The organism is Pseudomonas sp. RIT288 (assembly GCF_000631985.1).
Lineage (GTDB): Bacteria > Pseudomonadota > Gammaproteobacteria > Pseudomonadales > Pseudomonadaceae > Aquipseudomonas.
Genome location: NZ_JFYN01000007.1, coordinates 153,569 through 173,003, shown reverse-complemented (window position 1 = coordinate 173,003; position 19,435 = coordinate 153,569). Strand labels below are relative to the sequence as shown.

Annotated in this window: 18 protein-coding genes; 8 read left to right on the top strand and 10 right to left on the bottom strand. The window is 62.0% G+C overall.

All coding sequences use genetic code 11. The annotated features are described in order from the left end of the window. Positions 1 to 2: 2 nt before the first annotated feature. From BW33_RS08950 to BW33_RS08930, 5 genes are read left to right on the top strand one after another with little or no spacing between them, the layout of a single operon-like run. Positions 3 to 947, top strand: a complete 945-nt coding sequence (locus BW33_RS08950; protein WP_027613096.1) for a DUF58 domain-containing protein — start codon at positions 3 to 5, stop codon at positions 945 to 947. Then, entirely contained in the window at positions 944 to 1,441 is a 498-nt protein-coding gene (locus tag BW33_RS08945; protein ID WP_047598417.1) for a DUF4381 domain-containing protein, read from the top strand. Before BW33_RS08950 ends, BW33_RS08945 begins: the two co-directional genes overlap by 4 nt. Beyond that, a complete protein-coding gene (locus BW33_RS08940; RefSeq protein ID WP_047598416.1) occupies positions 1,434 to 2,513 on the top strand; it encodes a vWA domain-containing protein in 1,080 nt (359 codons plus the stop codon). Before BW33_RS08945 ends, BW33_RS08940 begins: the two co-directional genes overlap by 8 nt. Further along, positions 2,510 to 4,252: a tetratricopeptide repeat protein gene (locus BW33_RS08935; RefSeq protein WP_047598415.1), complete on the top strand. Its 1,743-nt coding sequence runs from the start codon at positions 2,510 to 2,512 to the stop codon at positions 4,250 to 4,252. Before BW33_RS08940 ends, BW33_RS08935 begins: the two co-directional genes overlap by 4 nt. Then, the gene (locus tag BW33_RS08930; RefSeq protein WP_047598414.1) at positions 4,249 to 5,886 is read left to right on the top strand and encodes a BatD family protein; all 1,638 of its coding nucleotides are present in this window, start codon (positions 4,249 to 4,251) and stop codon (positions 5,884 to 5,886) included. The genes BW33_RS08935 and BW33_RS08930 overlap by 4 nt, the downstream gene beginning before the upstream one ends. A gap of 188 nt (positions 5,887 to 6,074) precedes the next feature. On the opposite strand, the gene BW33_RS08925 is transcribed toward BW33_RS08930, so the two are convergent. Both BW33_RS08925 and BW33_RS08920 read right to left on the bottom strand, forming a co-directional pair. Continuing rightward, complete coding sequence (locus tag BW33_RS08925; RefSeq protein WP_047598413.1) at positions 6,075 to 6,377, bottom strand: hypothetical protein; 303 nt, start codon at positions 6,375 to 6,377, stop codon at positions 6,075 to 6,077. 118 nt (positions 6,378 to 6,495) lie between these two features. Then, the gene (locus tag BW33_RS08920) at positions 6,496 to 6,798 is read right to left on the bottom strand and encodes a hypothetical protein (RefSeq protein ID WP_047598412.1); all 303 of its coding nucleotides are present in this window, start codon (positions 6,796 to 6,798) and stop codon (positions 6,496 to 6,498) included. Positions 6,799 to 7,041: 243 nt separating this feature from the next. Here BW33_RS08920 and BW33_RS08915 point away from each other — a divergent pair, with 243 nt between their 5' ends. Genes BW33_RS08915 through BW33_RS08905 form a run of 3 tightly spaced genes read left to right on the top strand, consistent with a single transcriptional unit; the run spans position 7,042 to position 12,505 of the window. Continuing rightward, on the top strand, positions 7,042 to 8,286 hold the full coding sequence (locus BW33_RS08915) for an exonuclease SbcCD subunit D C-terminal domain-containing protein (protein WP_047598411.1): 1,245 nt from the start codon (positions 7,042 to 7,044) through the stop codon (positions 8,284 to 8,286). Continuing rightward, a complete protein-coding gene (locus BW33_RS08910; RefSeq protein ID WP_047598409.1) occupies positions 8,283 to 11,924 on the top strand; it encodes an AAA family ATPase in 3,642 nt (1,213 codons plus the stop codon). Before BW33_RS08915 ends, BW33_RS08910 begins: the two co-directional genes overlap by 4 nt. Further along, positions 11,921 to 12,505 carry a glutathione S-transferase gene (locus BW33_RS08905; protein ID WP_047598407.1) on the top strand — a complete coding sequence of 195 codons (585 nt, stop codon included), beginning with the start codon at positions 11,921 to 11,923 and terminating at the stop codon, positions 12,503 to 12,505. The genes BW33_RS08910 and BW33_RS08905 overlap by 4 nt, the downstream gene beginning before the upstream one ends. Before the next feature lie 101 nt (positions 12,506 to 12,606). Here BW33_RS08905 and BW33_RS08900 read toward each other — a convergent pair whose 3' ends face one another. The 8 genes from BW33_RS08900 to BW33_RS08865 all read right to left on the bottom strand — a co-directional run bounded on the left by BW33_RS08900 (position 12,607) and on the right by BW33_RS08865 (position 19,358). Continuing rightward, complete coding sequence (locus BW33_RS08900; RefSeq protein ID WP_047598405.1) at positions 12,607 to 12,864, bottom strand: hypothetical protein; 258 nt, start codon at positions 12,862 to 12,864, stop codon at positions 12,607 to 12,609. Next, positions 12,861 to 13,070 carry a hypothetical protein gene (locus tag BW33_RS08895; protein WP_047598403.1) on the bottom strand — a complete coding sequence of 70 codons (210 nt, stop codon included), beginning with the start codon at positions 13,068 to 13,070 and terminating at the stop codon, positions 12,861 to 12,863. Before BW33_RS08895 ends, BW33_RS08900 begins: the two co-directional genes overlap by 4 nt. 254 nt (positions 13,071 to 13,324) lie before the next feature. Continuing rightward, complete coding sequence (locus BW33_RS08890) at positions 13,325 to 13,504, bottom strand: hypothetical protein (protein WP_047598402.1); 180 nt, start codon at positions 13,502 to 13,504, stop codon at positions 13,325 to 13,327. A gap of 157 nt (positions 13,505 to 13,661) precedes the next feature. Further along, a complete protein-coding gene (locus BW33_RS08885) occupies positions 13,662 to 14,837 on the bottom strand; it encodes a lactonase family protein (RefSeq protein ID WP_047598401.1) in 1,176 nt (391 codons plus the stop codon). Beyond that, entirely contained in the window at positions 14,837 to 15,136 is a 300-nt protein-coding gene (locus tag BW33_RS08880; protein ID WP_047598400.1) for a DUF5629 family protein, read from the bottom strand. Before BW33_RS08880 ends, BW33_RS08885 begins: the two co-directional genes overlap by 1 nt. Positions 15,137 to 15,306: 170 nt before the next feature. After that, entirely contained in the window at positions 15,307 to 16,887 is a 1,581-nt protein-coding gene (locus BW33_RS08875) for an aldehyde dehydrogenase (NADP(+)) (protein WP_047598399.1), read from the bottom strand. A 9-nt stretch (positions 16,888 to 16,896) separates the two neighbouring features. Continuing rightward, positions 16,897 to 17,889, bottom strand: coding sequence for an AraD1 family protein (araD1, locus tag BW33_RS08870; protein WP_047598397.1), 993 nt, complete (start codon positions 17,887 to 17,889; stop codon positions 16,897 to 16,899). Between the two features lie 146 nt (positions 17,890 to 18,035). Next, positions 18,036 to 19,358, bottom strand: a complete 1,323-nt coding sequence (locus tag BW33_RS08865) for an MFS transporter (protein WP_047598395.1) — start codon at positions 19,356 to 19,358, stop codon at positions 18,036 to 18,038. Positions 19,359 to 19,435: the final 77 nt, after the last annotated feature.

Below are 19,435 nucleotides of genomic sequence, written 5' to 3'. Positions count from 1 at the left end.
CCATGAACGCCCCCCTGCCGTCCGAACCGGGCATCCGCATCAGCCTCACCGATCTGATCGAGATGCGTCACCGTGTGCGCGAAGTGCAGCTGTTTTCCACGCCGAGCCAGCGCAGCCCGCTGATCGGCCTGCATCACTCGAAATTCCGTGGTCGCGGGGTGGACTTCGATCAGGTGCGGGTCTATCAGGCCGGCGACGACGTGCGCACCATCGACTGGCGCGTGACCGCGCGCACCCAGGAGCCGCACACCAAGCTGTTCCATGAAGAACGCGAGCGACCGATTTTCATCATGGTCGAGCAGAGCACGCGGCTGTTTTTCGGCTCCGGACTGATGTTCAAGTCAGTGCTTGCAGCGCAAGCGGCGGCGCTGATCGGCTGGGCCGCATTGGGCCATAACGACCGGGTCGGCGGGCTGGTGTTTGGCGACAACGAGCATTACGAAATCAAACCGCGCCGCAGCAAGCAGAGCCTGCTGCAATTGCTCAACCGCCTGGTGAAGGTCAATCAATCGCTGCACAGCGAACGCGAGCCGGACCGCGACGCCCTCGGCGTGGCGCTGCGCCGGGCGCGTGAAGTGTTGCGCCCGGGCAGCCTGGTGATCGTGATCTGCGACGAGCGCGCGCTGTCCGACAGCGCCGAGCAGCAACTGAGCCTGCTGTCGCGTCACTGCGATCTGTTGCTGTTGCCGCTGTCCGATCCGCTGGATCACGCGCTGCCTGCCGCCGGGCTGCTGAGATTCGCGGAAAGAGGCGCACAACTGGAACTCGACACGCTGAATTTCGAGCTGCGCCAGACCTATCGCGCCCAAGCCGAAGCACGCATCGCCCGCTGGGAATTGCTCGCGCAAAAACTGCGGGTACTGCTGATGCCGCTGAGCACGCAAAGCGAGATGGTCGAGCAGATGCGCGAGTTCCTCAATCCGCAGCGTCCGGGGAGCAGTCGATGAACGGCATCGAGCAACTGCAACCGCTGATTTCCCCGCCGCCGATCGACTTCTGGCCTCCGGCCCCGGGCTGGTGGCTGCTGCTGTTATTGCTGCCGCTGCTGGGCTTCGCCGTGTGGCGTTTGCGCCGGTTCATTCCGATCAAGAAACGCCCGATCGTGCGCGCCGAACAACCGCTCGATCCCGTGCGCATCGCCGCACTGGCGGAACTGGCACAAATGCCCAAACCCTACGACGGCGCACCGGCCGGGGCCTGGCTGCAGCAGCTCAACGGCCTGCTCAAACGCCTGTGCCGCAACCACTACCCCTACAGCCAGAGCCACACGCTCAATGGGCGCAAATGGCTGGCGTTTCTCGACAACCGCTGCCCGGCCGCCGGCCTGACGCGCTGGATGGTGCTGGTCGAAGGCGCCTACAAACCCGAATGCAAACTCGACGACAAAGCCATCGCCGGCCTGACCCAAGCCGTTGAAACCTGGATTCGCAAGCATGTTTGAGTTCGCCTGGCCGTGGATCTTCGTGCTGCTGCCGCTGCCGTGGCTGATGCGTCTGGTGTTGCCGGTGGCCGACAGCGGCGAGCCGGCGCTGCGCGTGAGTTTCCTCTCCGACCTCGAAGGCCTGGCGCGGCGCCGGGCCCGCGCCAACCTGCCGGCGTGGCGCCAGCAAGCACCGTTCCTGCTGCTGTGGCTGTTGCTGCTGAGCGCCGCCGCCCGCCCGCAATGGCTCGGCGAACCGTTGCCGATTGCCGCCAGCGGCCGCGATCTGCTGGTGGCGGTGGACGTGTCCGGCTCGATGGATTTCCCCGACATGCAGTGGCAGGACGAAGACGTCAGTCGCTTGTCGCTGGTCCAGCATCTGCTCGGGGATTTCCTTGAAAGCCGCGATGGTGATCGCGTCGGTCTGATCCTGTTCGGCAGCCAGGCGTATCTGCAGGCACCGCTGACTTTCGACCGGCACACCGTGCGCGTCTGGCTCGATGAAGCGCGTATCGGCATCGCCGGCAAGAACACCGCCATCGGCGATGCGATCGGTCTGGCGCTGAAGCGCCTGCGCATGCGTCCGGCACAAAGCCGGGTATTGATTCTGGTCACCGACGGCGCCAACAACGGCGGCGAAATCGATCCGTTGACTGCGGCGAAACTGGCCGCCAGCGAAGGGGTGAAAATCTACCCGATCGGCATCGGCGCCGACCCGCAAGACAGTGGCAGCACCGGCCTGCTCGGGGTCAATCCGAGCCTGGACCTCGACGAGCCGGCCCTCAAGGCCATCGCCAACGCCACCGGCGGCCAATACTTCCGCGCCCGCGACGGCAAAGAGCTGCAAGCGATCAGGGACACCCTCGATCAACTCGAGCCGGTGACCCAGCAACCGACCCAGGCACGCCCGGCGCAAGCCTTGTATCAGTGGCCGCTAGCCTTTGCCCTGCTACTGAGCCTGTTGCTGGTCGCCCGCGAATTATGGCCGGACAACCCGTTGCAACGCCTGTTTACCAAGGAGCTGTATCTGCAAAGTCCGTTGCCTGACTGGCGTGAGCGTCTGCAACGCCTGCGTCTGCGGAGGCGCCGATGATCGCGCTCTGGCCGCACTGGTTCCGCCCTTGGTGGCTGCTGCTCCTGCCGCTGCTCGGCTGGCTGATCTGGCAACTCTGGCACCGGCAGAAACGCGCCGGACGCTGGCAGATGATTCTGCCGCCGGCATTCCACGCGACGCTGCTCAGCGGTGGCAATGGGCGCACCAGCAAGCTGCCGTGGGTCGCCCTCGGCGTGGCGTGGCTGCTGACCATCGTCGCCCTGCTCGGCCCCAGTTGGGAACGGGTTGAACAGACCAGCCAGAAACCTGCCGACCCGTTGGTGGTGGTGCTGGAGCTGACCCCGGAAATGCTCGCCACCGACTCGCCGCCAACGCGACTGGAACAGGCCCGGCGCAAGCTGTTCGACTTGTTGCAGGCACGCAGCGATGCGCAGACCGCGATCGTCGTCTACGCCGGCAGCGCGCACACGCTGGTGCCGCTGTCGGATGACCTGGCGACCAGCCACAATCTGCTCGACGCCCTCAAGCCGTCGCTGATGCCGGAAAGCGGCCATCGCGCTGATCTCGGCGTGAGCAAGGCGCTGGCCCTGCTCAAGCAAGGCGCGCTCGGCCAGGGGCGGATTCTGCTCATCGGCTCCTCACTGACCGAAGAGGAACGCCAAGGCATTCGCCGCGCCCTCGGCCAGCAATCGGCGCAACTGCTGATGCTCGGTATCGGCACCGCTGAAGGCGCGCCGATCGCTCAGGAGGACGGCAGTTTCCTCAAGGACGAACAAGGCGCGATCCGCGTGCCGCAACTCGACAGCCCGAGCCTTGGCGCATTCCTCGCCAGTGTCGGCGGTGAGTACCATAGCGCGCGTCTCGACGAATCCGATTTGCGCACACTTGGGCTGCTCGATGGCCCGCGCAGCCTGCGCGACGATGGCCAGACCGTGCGCCTCGACACCTGGGCCGATCAGGGTTACTGGCTGTTGTTGCCGCTATTGCTGCTCGCCGCCTGCGCCGGACGGCGTGGCTGGTTGTTCTGCCTGCCATTGCTGCTGTGTCTGCCGCAGCCAAGCTACGCTTTCGACTTCGAAGACCTGTGGCTGCGTCCCGACCAACGGGGCCTGCACCTGCTCAAACAAAAGCGTCCGGCCGAAGCTGCCGAACACTTCGCAGATCACCAGTGGCAAGGGGTGGCGTTGTACGAGGCCGGCGATTACAGTGGCGCCGCTCAGCGTTTCGCCGAAGGCAGCGATGCCCGCGCCCACTACAATCGTGGCAACGCGCTGGCGAAAAGTGGTGAGCTGGAAGCCGCCATCGATGCTTATGAGCAAGCGCTGGAACTGCAACCGGATTTGCGCCCGGCACTGACCAACAAGGCCCTGGTGGAAAACCTGCTCAAGCAGAAGAACACCCCGCCGCCGGCCGAACCACAGCCGCAACCGCAACCGGCGCAGCCGAGCGTGCCCGGCGATGAACCACCGCCAGCGACCGCGCCGCCACCCGCGGTGAAAAGTGACACCCCGAGCGAGGCGCAGCCCGGCGAGTCGGCCAACCAACCGCCGCCGACCACGCCCCCGCAACCGGGGCCCAACGAGGTGCCGGGCAACCCGCCGGACGAAGCACCGAATACTGCCCCGACGCTGCAACCTGGCGAGGACAACCTCGAAGGCGAGCAACGCCAGGCACTGGAACAATGGCTGGGCAAGATCCCGGACGACCCGGGCGAACTGCTGCGACGCAAATTCTGGTACGAACAGCAACAACATCAGGATCAGGAAAAAACTCGATGACCCGCTTCACCGCTCTGTTGCTGCCCCTGCTGTTCTGCACAGCCACCGCCCAGGCGGCCGAGCTGACGGCCAGCGTGGATCGCAGTCGCCTGAACTCCGGCGAGACGGTCGAACTCACCCTCGAAACGGATGATGTCACCCAGTTCGGCAAACCTGACCTGGCGCCGCTGGAACCGTTGTTCGAGGTGCGCGGCACACGTCAGGTCAACCAGTTGAACACCCTCAATGGCGACAACCGTGCCACCACCCGCTGGATCATCACCCTGCTGCCGAAAGAGAACGGCAGTGTGGTCATTCCGCCGCTGCAACTGGGTAAGGTGCAGAGCCAGCCGATCACCGTGCAAGTGGTCGAGAGCGACACCCGCGAAGAGAAAAACAACCTGGATCCGGTGTTCATCGAAGCCAGCCTCGACCAGTCCAGCGTGTACGTGCAGGCCCAGGCGATCCTGACCCTGCGCATCTACCATTCGGTGTCGCTGTATGACGACAGCAGCCTGACCCCGCTGCAAATCGCCGATGCGCGTATCGAGCAACTGGGCGACACGCGCACCTACGAGAAAGACATCAACGGCGTGCGCCATGGCGTGATCGAGATGCGCTATGCGATCTACCCGCAGCACAGCGGCTTGCTGCTCATCGCCCCGCAGACCTTCAGCGCCACTCTGGTCGACACTCAACCCGCCCAGGACGCGACTGCGCAAGGCCCAAAACCGGGCAAGCTGTTGCGCGTCAATTCCGCCGAGATCGCACTGACGGTCAAACCGAAACCGCTGACCTACCCGGCCGATGCGCCGTGGTTACCCGCACGCAGCCTGAGCCTGAGCGAAAGCTGGAACCCGGAGCCGGATCATCTTCAGGTCGGCGACTCCCTGACTCGCAGCCTGACTTTGAAAGCCGAAGGCCTGGCCAGTTCGCAGTTGCCGGCCTTGCCCGGCACTGAAGCCAACGGCCTGCGCCGTTACCCGGATCAGCCGGTGCTGAGTAACCAGAGCGGCGAGCGCGGCCTGATCGGCAGCCGTGAAGAACGCGAAGCGCTGGTACCCAGCCGCAGCGGCGCGATCGAGTTGCCGACCGTCGACGTGATCTGGTGGAACACCTTCGAAGATCATCTGGAACACACCAGCCTGCCGGCGCGCACCCTGCAAGTGGCAAACAACCCGAGCCTGCAGGTCGATACCCCGGCCGGTACCCTGCAAGTGAACGCCGCCGATAACGATGTGTTGTGGTGGTGGAAACTCAGCACGCTGATCCTCGCCTGCACCACCCTGCTCGGCTTCGGCCTGTGGTGGCGTGCACGCTGGCAACCGGCGGTGCATCGTGCCGCCCAAACCGGCCCAAGCCCGCGCACATTGCTGGACGACATCAAGCGCGCGAGCCAGGCCAACGATCCGCAAGCGACCCGGCAGGCACTCGATGCGTGGGCGCGACAGCAGCCGGAAACGTTGGCGGACATGGCAGCGCGGTTTGTGCCGTTGTCGGATGCGCTGGACGGGCTCAATGGAGCGCTGTACAGCGAGACGGGGCAGCATTGGCAGGGCGAGGACCTGTGGCGGGCAATCCGTACCATTCCGGCGGCCGAGCGGGTGCAGGATCCGGTCGGGGACAGCGGGTTGCCGCCGCTTTACCCGAAGTAAAAGCAAAAGATCGCAGCCTGCGGCAGCTCCTACAGAGTGGACATTTATTCCCTGTAGGAGCTGCCGCAGGCTGCGATCTTTTGATTTTCAAGTCTTTAATTTGCCAGCAGACACTCCACTCTTTAGCGGCCTATCATTTCCTGGCAATAAAACCGGTAAAACCGGGACAGATCACGTTTTTTATCAAATCAATGGTTGAATTTCGTTGTCACTTGCCCGCCTTCGCGATAGGACAGGACAAAGGATATCCATGGCTCGCCGCGAGCGACTGCATTCGCGTGTAATTTTTCTACAAACGCATAGATTTTCGAATGGTTGAAATCAGTCTCAGCGTCCCAGATTTCTGAACCATTTTTTTCAACGGCGAGGTCTGCCTCCATATAGTTGCCCCCCCACTCGACGCTGTATCGAAAGGCGTCATAACCGTGAACAATTCCGCCTTCAACCAGCTGAAAAATTGCTTTGACGATTTCAAATTCTTCAGTAATCACTCTATTTCCTGCGGAAAGGGTCTTTCATTATTCGGGACACGACAGACCGAATTCTCATTAGTGACTGAATGGCTTTCAGTTCCTCGTCATCGGTCCCCGCCTCAATCAGACGCTGAAATCAGTAGTCGAATTTGATTTTCACTTGTTCGCCTTCGCGATAAGACAGGACAAATGACTTCCATGGTTCACCGCGGCTGACGGCGGCTGCCTGTAACTGGTCCACCAGACGGAGAATTTTCGCGTCGTTTATGTCGGTTTCGGCATTCCAGTCCTCAACTCCATCTTTTTCGACGGCCAATTCCGTTTCTATGTAGCCCTCTCCCAGTTCAACACCGTAGCGGAAAGCGTCATAGCCATAGACGATACCGACTTCGACTTCCTGGAAAATTTCCTCGACGATCTTTATATCTTCAGTGATCACTTTTTACCCCCCCTGGACTGGGCAAAGGCGGAGTTTCCTCGGCGCCATCCGTACCGCACTCGCCGCAAATGATATCAATATAATGGCCAAACACCCGATAACCGCTTTCTGGCATCATCGAAATGCCCAGCCTCGACCTACCCAGACAAGCCCTCACTCCCCAATAATCTGTAAACTCCCCTCTCTTTAGCCGCCCATCATTTTCCTGCGGCCATCACCTCTTTATTTGTTGCGGAGTCCACCTTGCGTCTGTTCCACACCTCCGACTGGCACCTTGGGCAAAACCTGCACGGCCAGGAGCGCGATTTCGAGCATGCGTGCTTTCTCGAATGGCTGCTGCGCCAACTGCAACTGGCGCAGCCGGATGTGCTGCTGATTGCCGGTGACATCTTTGACACGGTCAATCCGCCGGTCAAAGCCCAGGAACGCCTCTACGACTTCATCGTCAGCGCTCACGAGCAGCAGCCGCTGCTGACCATCGTGATGATTGCCGGCAACCATGATTCCGGCTCGCGCATCGAACTGCCGGCGCCGTTGATGCGCCGCTTGCGCACCCATGCGCTGGGGCGGGTGTTGTGGCTGGATGACGGCCAGCTCGACGCCGAACGGCTGTTGCTGCCGCTGCCGAATGCCCAAGGCGAGATCGCCGCGTGGTGCCTGGCGCTGCCATTCCTGCGTCCAGCCGAGGTGACCGGTGCGCATCTGGGCGACAACTATCTGCGCGGTATCGGTCAGGTGCATGAGTGGCTGATCGAAGCGGCGAATGCCAAGCGTCAGCCGGGTCAGGCGCTGGTTGCCATCAGCCACGCGCACATGGCCGGTGGCTCGGTCTCGGAAGACTCCGAGCGCAGCCTGATCATCGGTAACGCCGAAGCGCTGCCCGCCAGCCTGTTCGGGCCGAGCATCAGCTACGTTGCGCTCGGTCATTTGCACAAGCCGCAGAAGGTCAACGGTGAAGAACGCATCCGCTACAGCGGCTCGCCGATTCCGCTGTCGTTCTCGGAAATCGGTTATCAGCACCAGATTCTCGACGTCACCCTCGACGGCGAAACCCTGGTCAGCGTCGAACCGAAACTGATCCCGCGCTCGGTCAACCTGCAACGCATCGGCCCGGCGCCACTGGCAGAGATTCTGCTGCAACTGGCTGACCTGCCGAACATCGATCTGCTCGCTGAAACCCAGCGCCAGCCATGGCTGGAAGTGCGCGTGACCCTCGACGAGCCGCAGCCGGACCTGCGCCATCAGGTGGAAAACGCCCTGCAAGGCAAAGCCGTGCGCCTGGTGCGGATCGCCGCCGAGTACGCCGGCAACCGTGGCGCCGAGGGTAGCGACGACGGCAGCGCGCTGGTCGAACTGGATCAACTCACTCCGCAGGAACTGTTCAGTCGTGCCTGGCTCGACAATTATGGCAACGAGGTCGATGAGCAGACGCTCAAGGACTTCGCCGAACTGCTGCAGGACGTACAGATGGAGGGCGAGCAGCCATGAAGATTCTCGCCATTCGTTTGAAGAACCTCGCTTCGCTGGCGGGTCCGTTCGAAATCGACTTCACCGCCGAGCCGCTGGCCAGTGCCGGGCTGTTCGCAATCACCGGGCCGACCGGCGCCGGTAAAAGTACCTTGCTCGACGCGTTGTGCCTGGCGCTGTTCGGCGCGGTGCCGCGTCTGAACAATACCGGGCGCGACGCCAAGGTTCCGGATGCCGACGGCGAAATCGCCACTGGCGACCCGCGCACTTTGCTGCGCCGTGGCACCGGTGAAGGGTATGCCGAAGTGGATTTTGTCGGCGTCGATGGTCGGCGTTATCGCGCGCGCTGGGAAGCCAACCGCGCCCGGGAAAAGGCTGGCGGCAAGTTGCAGATCAGCCGTCAGAGCCTGCGTGACATCGATCAGGATCAACTGCTAGCCAGTCAGAAAGGCGAGTACAAGACCCAACTCGAAGCCGCGCTCGGCCTGAACTTCGAACAGTTCACCCGCGCCGTGCTGCTGGCCCAGAGCGAGTTCAGTGCGTTTCTCAAGGCCGACGACAACGACCGCAGCGAACTGCTGGAAAAACTCACCGACACTGCGCTCTACACCCGTCTCGGCCGCCGCGCCTTCGACAAGACCAAAGAGGCCCGCGAAGCGCACAAGCTGCTGCAGGATCAGGCCACCGGGGTTACCCCGCTGGCGCCCGAGGCGCGGGCCGAGCTGGACGAACGTTTCCACGCCGCCCAGCAACAATTGAAGTTGCAGCAGGCGCAGCTCAAGCAACTGGAACAACAGCACAGCTGGCTCAGAGATTTGCGCCAGTTGCAGGACGCGCAGCAAGCCGCCGCCGAGCAACTGCACAGTGCGCAGCAACAGTGGGAAGGTCTGGCTGGCGAGCGCCTGAAGCTGACGCGCCTGGAGCAACTCGCCCCACAACGTCACCAGTTCGCGCGCAAGACCGAACTCGATGCGCAACTGACGCCCCTGGCGGCACAGATCGCCGTGCACACCCAGCAGCACGGCGAGCTCAACGAGCGCCAGACGCAACTGGAACAGGCGCTCAATACGGCAAACATCGCCCTGAGCGAAGCGCAGCAGCGGCACAGCGAAAGCGCCCCGCTACTGCGTCAGGCCTTCGAAGAGCAAAGTACCCTCGCCCGCCTCGCCAAGGACACCGCCCTCGGCGCCGAAGCACGGCAAGCCGCCGAGCAGGCCTGCAGCGAGGGCCAGAGCGCGATTCAGGCCTTGCAGGATAAACAGGTGCAAGTCGCCGAGCGCTTGCAAAAAATTGCCGTCGAGCTGGAACACAGCGCCCCGCTGGCACCGCTCAGCGATGCGTGGAATGCCTATCGCGATCGCCTGCAACAGCTGATGCTGATCGGCAATCGCCTGAACAAGGGCCAGGCCGAACTGGCGACCCTCGAACAGAACGCCGCGCTCAGCGCCGACGCGTTGGCCACGCAAAAACAGCAACTGGAAGTACTGTTCAAAGAGGCCGGTGCCGAGCCGGATGCGGTCGCCGAGCAGATCGGTATCCTCGGCAATCTGTTGCAGGACAACCGTAAACAACTGCGCGCCATCGAAGACCTGACGCGGCTCTGGGCCAGTCAGCAGGAACTGGAAAAACGCGGTGCCGAGCTCCAGCAGCGCTTGCTCGATGCGCAACAGGAGCGCGAACGCCTGACCCAGGACGGGGTGAAAACCAAGGCCGAGCTGACCGTCGCCGAGCAAACCCTCAACGTCACCCGTGAACTCCTCGAGCGCCAGCGCCTGGCCCGTAGCGCCAGTGTCGAAGAGTTGCGTGCGCAGTTGCAGGACGATCAGCCGTGTCCGGTCTGCGGCAGCAACGAGCATCCGTATCATCAACCGGAAGCGCTGCTGCAAAGCCTCGGCCGTCACGATGAATCCGAGCAGGCCAGCGCGCAGCTCGCGGTGGATCAGCTCAAGGAAAAGCTCACCGAGCTGCGCGCCGATGTCGGTGGCGTGATCGCCCGTCAGAAAGAGCTGCTGCAACAGCAAGAACAATTGAGCGCCCAGCTCCAGGCACTGGCGCCGAGTCTGGAGGCGCATCCGCTGGCGCCTCAGTTGCTGAATCAGGACGCCGACAAGCGTGACGCCTGGCTGACCCGGCAGAACGATCAACTGAACCAGAGCATCACTCAGGACGAACAACGCCAGAGCGCCCTGCTCACCCTGCAACAGGACGCGGCGCGCCTGACCCAGCAACTGCGTAACGCCGAAACCGCGCATCAGCAAGCGGCCCAGCACCTGAGCAACCAACAACGCGAGCTGAGCAGCGACCGTCAGCGTCTCGACGAGGAACTGACCGCGTTCGCCAGTTTGCTGCCGGCCGACACCCTCGAAGCCTTGCGCGTCGAGCCGGCGGCAACCTTCATGCAGCTCGATCGGCAGATTGCCGAACGCCTGGCGCAGGTCGAGCAGCAAAAGGAAGAATTGGCCGAACAGCAGCAACGCCAGCAGACGCTGGAGAAAGAGCAGGACCGCCAGCTCAGCCGCGTACAGCAGCTGCAAAGCGCCGAGCAGCAATTCAGCGCACTGGCCGAGCAGCAACAGGCCTGCCAGGGGAAACTCGCGCAACTGCTGGGCGAACACAGCAGCGCCGAGCACTGGCAGCAGCAACTGGAACAGGCCGTGGAGCAGGCGCGCAACGCCGAAACCAGCACGGCTGCGGAACTGCAGAGCGTGCGCACGCAACGGGTGCAGATCAGTGCCGAACTCAAGGCTCAGCAAGAACGCCTGCAGGCGCTGCAAAACGAAGACCGCGAACTGACGCAGAAGATAGCCGACTGGCGCGCACGCCATCCTGAACTGGATGACGGCGGTCTCGAAGACCTGCTGCGCGTCGATGACACGCAGCTCAGCGAACTGCGCCAACGCCTGCAGCACAACGAAAAAGCCATCGAACAGGCCAAGGTGCTGCTGCAGGAGCGGGATCAGCGCTTGGCCGATCATCAGGCGCAACACAACGGCAACCTCGATGCCGAGCAACTCGCCAGCGCCCTCGCCGACCTGCAGAACCAGTTCAACCTCGGCGAGCAACAGTGCGCCGAATTGCGCGCCGAACAGGCTGAAGATCAGCGCCGGCAAAACGCCAATCAGGCACTCGCGCAGCAGATTGCCGACGCCTATGCCGAGTACCAGCGCTGGGCGCGCCTGAATGCGTTGATCGGCTCGGCCACCGGCGACACGTTCCGCAAGATCGCCCAGGCCTACAACCTCGACTTGCTGGTGCATCATGCCAACGTGCAGTTGCGCCAACTGGTCAAACGCTATCGCTTGAAACGCGGCGGCAGCATGCTCGGCCTGCTGGTGATGGATACCGAGATGGGCGACGAATTGCGCTCGGTGCATTCGCTGTCCGGCGGCGAGACCTTCCTGGTGTCGCTGGCCCTCGCACTGGGGCTGGCATCGATGGCCTCGAGCACGCTGAAAATCGAATCGTTGTTCATCGACGAAGGCTTCGGCAGCCTCGATCCGGAATCGCTGCAACTGGCGATGGACGCCCTCGACGGTTTGCAGGCGCAGGGACGCAAGGTCGCAGTGATTTCCCACGTGCAGGAAATGCACGAACGGATTCCGGTGCAGATTCAAGTGCAACGCCTGGGCAACGGTTTGAGTACCCTGGAGGTGAAATGAACACGTTGTATTCATTCCGCCGCTGCCCGTATGCGATGCGCGCGCGGATGGCCCTGCGTTATTCGGGCGTACCGGTGGAGATCGTCGAAGTCAGCCTCAAGGCCAAACCGGCCGAGATGCTGGCGATCTCACCCAAAGGCACGGTGCCGGTGCTGGATGCGGATGGCCGGGTGATCGATGAGAGCCTGGAGATCATGCGCTGGGCGTTGGCGCAGCATGATCCGGACGATTGGCTGCTCGACGGGGATTCACGGATTGCCGAGTTGATCGAGGCTAACGATCAGGGGTTCAAGGTGCATTTGAACCGCTATAAATACGCCGAGCGTTATCCCGAGCAGCCGATGGAAATTTATCGGGCTGCGGGGGCGTTGTTTTTGCAGCAGCTGGATGAGTTGCTGACGGATCGCGATTACTTGCTGGCCGATCATCCGTGTCTTGCGGATATCGCTTTGCTGCCGTTCGTTCGGCAGTTTGCGCATGTTGATCGCGAGTGGTTTGCGCAGACGCCTTACGTGCGGCTGCAGGCTTGGTTGCAGCGCCAGCTCGAATCCAACCTCTTCACCTCAATCATGAAGAAGTAACCCCTGTAGGAGCTGCCGCAGGCTGCGATCTTTTGACCTTGATCTTAATAAACAAGATCAAAAGATCGCAGCCTGCGGCAGCTCCTACAGGGAAGTGTGTTTCAGGCCAGGGCGTTGCACATGCCCAGTGCCATGCAATCCACTTCAAACGGCCCAAGAAAGTCGACCTCAGCCTTGATCGGCGGATTACCCGCCAGCAACCCCTGCGAGTTGGCCCGTTCGATGTTGTGCGCGATGCTGTGATTGGCCTCTATGGCCCGAGCCAGGGCGCCAACCGAACCTTGGCCGAAGCCGAGTAACGCAGCACCATTGGTCATCAGTGCCAGTCCGGCGATGACCCAAAGTCTGTAACCTTTCATGCGCCGCCCACTCCTGCGAGTTCAGTACGATCAACCAGCACGTCTGCGCGGTGTTCGAACTGGATGCCGGGGTGTGCGACCTCGATCGGTGCATCGAAGCTGTGTTGGGTTTGCGCGGCGATGCTGACAAACAGCACCAGTGCCAGGTAAAGACCGATGGCCAGGTAGGCGCCGCGCTTGGCTGAGGTGATGATTGAACTGGCCATGATGTGCTCCGTGGGCATGTTTCAGTGCCGTCAGGATCAATCAAAAAAACCGCGGTAACCACTCAGGGTTTGCCATAGTAAACATCAGCCTGGTTGATTATTTAGGCCTTCTATTCGCGTGTTTGAAGAAACCTATCAAGTCGTCCAACGCACAAACGTGTAGGAGCTGCCGAAGGCTGCGATCTTTTGACTTTCAAGATCAAAAGATCGCAGCCTTCGGCAGCTCCTACAGGGAGTTGTTCGAAGCGGGCATTTCAGTGTTGGGCTTTGTGATCCAGTGCGGCGTAGAAGTTGGCGCTCTGTTGCAGGTATTTCTGGGTGTAGCTCTGGGTGTGGGATTTTTTGCCGGCGATTTCAACGTTGGCACTGGCTGGCAGTGCGACGGTGGCGGAGATGGCGGAAGCGGCGATGATGGAGAAGAGATTGAAGTTCATGGCGGTAACCCTCGTGTTCGGTTGGCTTGCTTTGCCCGGTAGGGCCGTGAAGCAAACTTAACGCTCGAGGGTTGATCGCTTGAAATGCTTTGTAGCATTACCGGATATCAGCGCGATTAATACAACAAGTCAGGCCCCGCAAACCGGGACCTGTGGCTTATTGTCGCACCAGAAACTTCAGGTCGCTCGGGGCGTCCATCGGCAGTTTTTGCACAGTTTTGCCGAGCAGACCGGTCTTGGCATCGCGCTCGACGACGACAATTTCGTTGCTCTTCTGGTTGGCGATCAGCAGGAACTTGCCACTCGGATCAAGGCTGAACTCACGCGGGTGATCACCTTCCACCGAACGCTTTTGCAGCTCCTTGAGCTGACCGGCCGCCGGGTCAATGCTCAATACCACCAATTGATTGGCAGTGCCGCGATTGCTGACGTAGAGGAACTTGCCATCGGCCGACGCATGCAGCGCGGCGGCGGCTTTGTCCGAGGTCGGCTGACCGGCAGCCAGATCGACCATTTGTGTCTGAGTCAGCACGCCGTCGTGGTAGTCGAACACCGCGATCTGCGCGCTCATTTCCATGCTCAGCCAGGCATGTTTGCCGTCAGCACTGAACAGCAGATGACGCGGGCCGCTGCCGGCCGGCAGGCTCACCGAAGCGGTTTTCGCCGGGGTCAGCGGCAGGTCCGGATTGGCCTTCGGGTCGAACTGGTAGATGAAGACCTTGTCCGCCCCGAGGTCGTTGGAGAACACGTAGCGACCATCCGGCGAAGACACCGTCGAGTGCACGTGGTTCGAGGCCTGACGCTCTGGATTGACCCGGCTCGCCGGGTGCGCGCTCATCTGCACCACGGGTTTGAGTTTGCCATCGGCGCCGACCGGCAACACCGCGAGGGTGCCACCCGGATCTTCCACCACCGAATAGTTGCTGACGAACAGATGGCTGGCATCGCCGCTGAGGCTCGAATGGGTCGGCTCGTTGCCCAGGCTCTGCACTTGATTGATCAGGGTCAGGGCGTGGGTCTTCGGATCGATCGAGTAGCTGCTGACGCGGCCGACGGGATCTTTCTGGCCGGGGCCGTTTTCGTTGACCACGAACAGCTGTTTCTGGTCTTTGGACAAGGTCAGCCACGACGGGTTTTCGCTCTTCACCACTTGCAGCGGCTTGGCGGCAATCTGGCCGGTAGCACTATCGAAACTCATTCGATAGATGCCTTGGCTGGTGCCCGCGGTGTAGGAGCCAACCAGCAATTGATAGCTCTCGGCGCTGGCACTGGAAAGGCCCATCGCACCGACGCCGCCGGCCATCAGCAGCGGCCAGAATTTACGCATGTTCATCAATTGTCATCCTCGTCGTCGCTGCTGCTGACTACATCACCGAGGCAAACCAGACGGTGCTCGCCGGTGGTTTTGGTGTCGCTGGCGTAGCCAATGATCAGCCAGCTCTGCAGATCTTCGTCAAACGTCGCCGCCGTAACCTGCGCCGGCGTGAATTCCCAATGCTTGGCCGCTCGGCCGTCGATGCATTCGATGTGCAGGTTGTCGTCTTCGTCGAGGGCGAATTCGAAGGCGTGCAAGCCATCGATTTCGACCATATCGCAGTGTTCGAGGACGTCGAGAAGGGTTTGGGCAGTCATGGCAATCAAGTCTTTCAGGGGGGAAACCGGCAATGATAGCCCAAAGATCCATATTCCCCCTGTAGGAGCTGCCGAAGGCTGCGATCTTTTGATCTTGTTTTTTAAAATCAAAGTCAAAAGATCGTCCGAACGCGGCCCGAGCCTTCGGCAGCTCCTACAGGGTTTGTGTGTCAGAGGGCGTCGCGTGAGGGCTTGCCGTCGACCAGGCGCTGGATACGCAATGGGTTGGCGTTTTTCAGCGGCTCCGGCAACAAACTGTCCGGGTAGTTCTGGAAACATACGGGACGCAGGAAGCGATCGATCGCCAGCGTTCCCACCGAGGTGCCGCGCGCATCGGATGTCGCCGGATACGGCCCGCCATGCACCATCGAATCACACACCTCGACCCCGGTCGGATAACCGTTGAGCAGGATCCGCCCGACCTTTTGCTCGAGCAACGGCGTCAGTTCCGGGAAGCGTTCGAAGTCGGCCTGCTCGCCGATAATCGTCGCCGTCAGTTGGCCGTGCAGCCCCTGCAGCGCTGCGCTCAACTCGGCCTTGTCCGCCACTTCGACGATCACCGTGGTCGGGCCGAACACTTCCTCCTGCAGCACTTCATCGCCGTTGATCAACAGACTGACATCGGCCTTGAACAATTGCGGCTGCGCCTGATTACCCTGCTGCGGCTGGCCCGCCAAATGCTCGATCCCGGAATGCACCAAGAGTTTCTGCAAGCCTTTACCGTAGCTGCCGAGGGTGCCGGCGTTGAGCATGGTTTGCGCCGGTTGGTCGCCAATCAGCCCGGCGAGTTGCTGGACGAAGGCGCTGAACTGCGGCGAGCGGATACCGATGACCAGCCCGGGATTGGTGCAGAACTGGCCGCAGCCCTGCACCACCGAAGCGGTCAGGTCGCGGGCGATGGTTTCCGAGCGCTCGGCCAAGGCTTGAGGCAGAACGATCACCGGGTTGATGCTCGACATCTCGGCGAACACCGGGATCGGTTGCGGCCGCGCCGCCGCCATGTCGCAGAGTGCTCGACCGCCCTTGAGCGAACCGGTGAAGCCGACGGCCTGAATCGCCGGGTGCTTGACCAGCCATTCACCGACGCCAGCGCCGTAGATCATGTTGAACACACCGGCTGGCATCGCCGATTTTTCGGCGGCACGAATCAGTGCATCGGCGACAAGTTCAGCGGTCGCCATGTGACCCGAGTGCGCCTTGAACACCACCGGGCAGCCGGCGGCCAGCGCCGCAGCGGTATCACCACCGGCCGTTGAGAACGCCAGCGGAAAGTTGCTCGCACCGAACACCGCCACCGGGCCGAGGCCGATGCGGTATTGACGCAGATCCGGGCGAGGCAGCGGCTGGCGATCCGGCAACGGCAAATCGATTCGCGCACCGTAGAAGTCACCGCGCCGCAGGACTTTGGCGAACAGGCGCATCTGGCCGCTGGTGCGCCCGCGCTCGCCCTGAATCCGCCCCGCAGGCAACGCGGTTTCGCGGCAGACCTGCGCGACAAAGTCATCACCCAAGGCATCCAGTTCATCGGCAATCGCGTCGAGAAATTGCGCGCGGCGTTCGGCGCTGAGGCTGCGATAGGCCGGGTACGCTGCGGCGGCGGCTTTGGCGGCGGCATCGACTTCGGCTGCAGTCGCTTGAATGAAATCGTACGGCAGGTGTTTGCCGGTGGTTGCGTCGACGCTTTGCAGTTTGACGTTGCCCGCTGCGCTGCGCTGTCCGCCAATGTAGTTGTGACCGAGAATCTGAGTCATGGGAGCTCCTTAAAGGGTGCCGATGCTGTCCGGTTGAAAAGCCGCTGCCGCCGGGGCGATGCCGTTGACCAGCGGTGCGCCGAATTCGGCCTGGCTGATCTCGAACTGGTCGCCCGGTTGGGTGCGAATGCCATCGGCGAACGACAGGGTCGCGGTGCCGAAAAAATGAATGTGCACGTCGCCGGGACGCAGGAACTGGCGGTATTTGAAATGGTGGTATTCAAGGTTGGCGAGGCTATGGCACATGTTGGCTTCGCCGCTGAGGAATTCGTTTTGCCACAGCACTTCGCCGTTACGCAGGATGCGACTGCTGCCGGCCAGATGTTGAGGCAATTCACCCGTGCGAAGTTCCGGGCCGTAACTGCAACTGCGCAGTTTCGAGTGGGCCAGGTACAGGTAGTTTTTGCGTTCCATGACGTGATCGGAGAACTCGTTGCCCACCGCGAAACCGAGGCGATACGGTTTGCCGTCGTGGCCGATGACGTAGAGCCCGGCCATTTCCGGTTCCTCGCCGGCGTCTTCGGCAAACGGTGGCAACGGGAACGCTTCGCCCGGACGCACGACGATGCTGCCGTCGCCCTTGTAGAACCATTCCGGCTGCACGCCCGCCTGCCCCGCCGCCGGTTTGCCGCCCTCCACGCCCCATTTGAAGATGCGCATGGTGTCGGTCATTTGTGCTTCGTCGCCGGCCTGCTGATGCATCTTGTCCCGCGCCGAAGCGCTGCCCAGGTGCGTCAGGCCGGTACCGCTGACCAGCAGGTGTGCCGGATCCGGGTGATCCAGCGGCGGCAGGATGCGCAGGTCTTTGAGCAACTGCGCATAGTCATGACTGATGCCCAGGCCGTGGGTTTGTACTTGCTGCTCCAGAGTGCCGCCGGCCTCAATCGCGGCCAGCGCGAGATCGCGTACGCTGCGGGCGTCCTGCACTTCGCGGATCAGCCCGTTGTCGACCACGCCAACGCGGCGCTTGCCGTCAATCAATTCGAATTGAACCAGATGCATATGTCCTCTCCTGTTTTAGTCGGAACACCGCAGCCCCCTGTAGGAGTGAGCCTGCTCGCGAATGCGGTGTATCAATCACCATAAATATTGAATGTGCCGGCCTCATCGCGAGCAGGCTCACTCCTACAAGGGTCGGTGTCAGTCAGTCAGGTTCGAGTGGCACCGCGTGCACTGGCGGCGAACTGCTCGACCGGGAGCACGTGTTTGCGCTCAAGCACTCGATAGACGATTCCTGTCAGAATCAAACCGAACACCATCACCCCGCTGAGGAAATACAGCCCCGAAGCCAGGTTCCCGGTGTACTCCTTCAACGCCCCGATCACGAACGGCCCGATGTACCCGCCGAGGTTCCCTACCGAGTTGATCAGCGCGATCCCCGCCGCCGCACTCGCCCCAGCGAAGAACCGTCCGGGCAAGGTCCAGAACACTGCCGTGCAGGAAAACAACGCGAACGCCACCAGACACAGCGCCGCCAGTTGCGCCACCGGCAGTGACAGCCATGCACTGAGGAACAGACCGATCGCGCCCAGCACATAGAGCACCGCCAGATGGCCGTAGCGGTCATTCATGCGGTCGGAACTGCGCGGCACGATCAGCAGACCGACGATGCCAAAAATGTACGGCACCGCCGAGACAAAACCGGTCACCAGATCGCTGCCGCCGAACTGTTTGATCAGCGTCGGCAGCCACAGGCCGAGGCCATAAATGCTCAGGGTCACCGGCAGGTAGAACAGCGCCAGCAGCAATACGCGTTTGTCCTTGAGTGCATGCAGCGGGTTGCCGTGACGGGTCTGGCCGTATTCCTGCAAATCCTTTTTCAGTTCGCCGGTCAGCCAGTCTTTCTCGGCCTGATCCATCCACTTCACGTTCTGCGGGCCGTCCGGCAGCCAGCGCAGTACCGGCCAGGTCAGCAGGATCGCCGGGGTGCCGATGACGATGAACAGCCACTGCCAGCCGTGCAGCCCGAGAATGCCATCCATGCCCAGCAAGCCACCGGACACTGGGCCGGTGATCATCATCGCGATCGGTTGGGAGAGGATGAACAGGCCAAGGATCTTGCCGCGATGGCGCACCGGGAACCATTGGGTGATGTAGTACAGAACGCCGGGGAAGAACCCCGCCTCCGCCGCGCCGAGCAGAAAGCGCATCACGTAGAAACTGTGCGGCCCCTGGACGAACGCCATGCCGATGGTGATCGCGCCCCAGGTGATCATGATTCGCGCGAACCAGCGCCGCGCACCGAAGCGTTCAAGCATCAGGTTGCTGGGGATTTCGAGAAGAAAGTAGCCGATGAAAAACAGCCCGGCACCGAGACCGTAGGCCGCGTCACCGATGCCGATGTCGGCGCCCATGTGCAGCTTGGCGAAGCCGACGGCGGAGCGATCCACATAGGCGATCAGGTACAGCAGGATCAGGAAGGGAATCAGTTTCAGCGTGATGCGGCGAACAAGCCGCAGTTCCTGGCTCATGGGGTCGGTCTCCGATTGTTGTTTTTATAGAACCTCGGGGGACGCCTCTCGCGGAACACCGCCAGGGCCAATCCCTC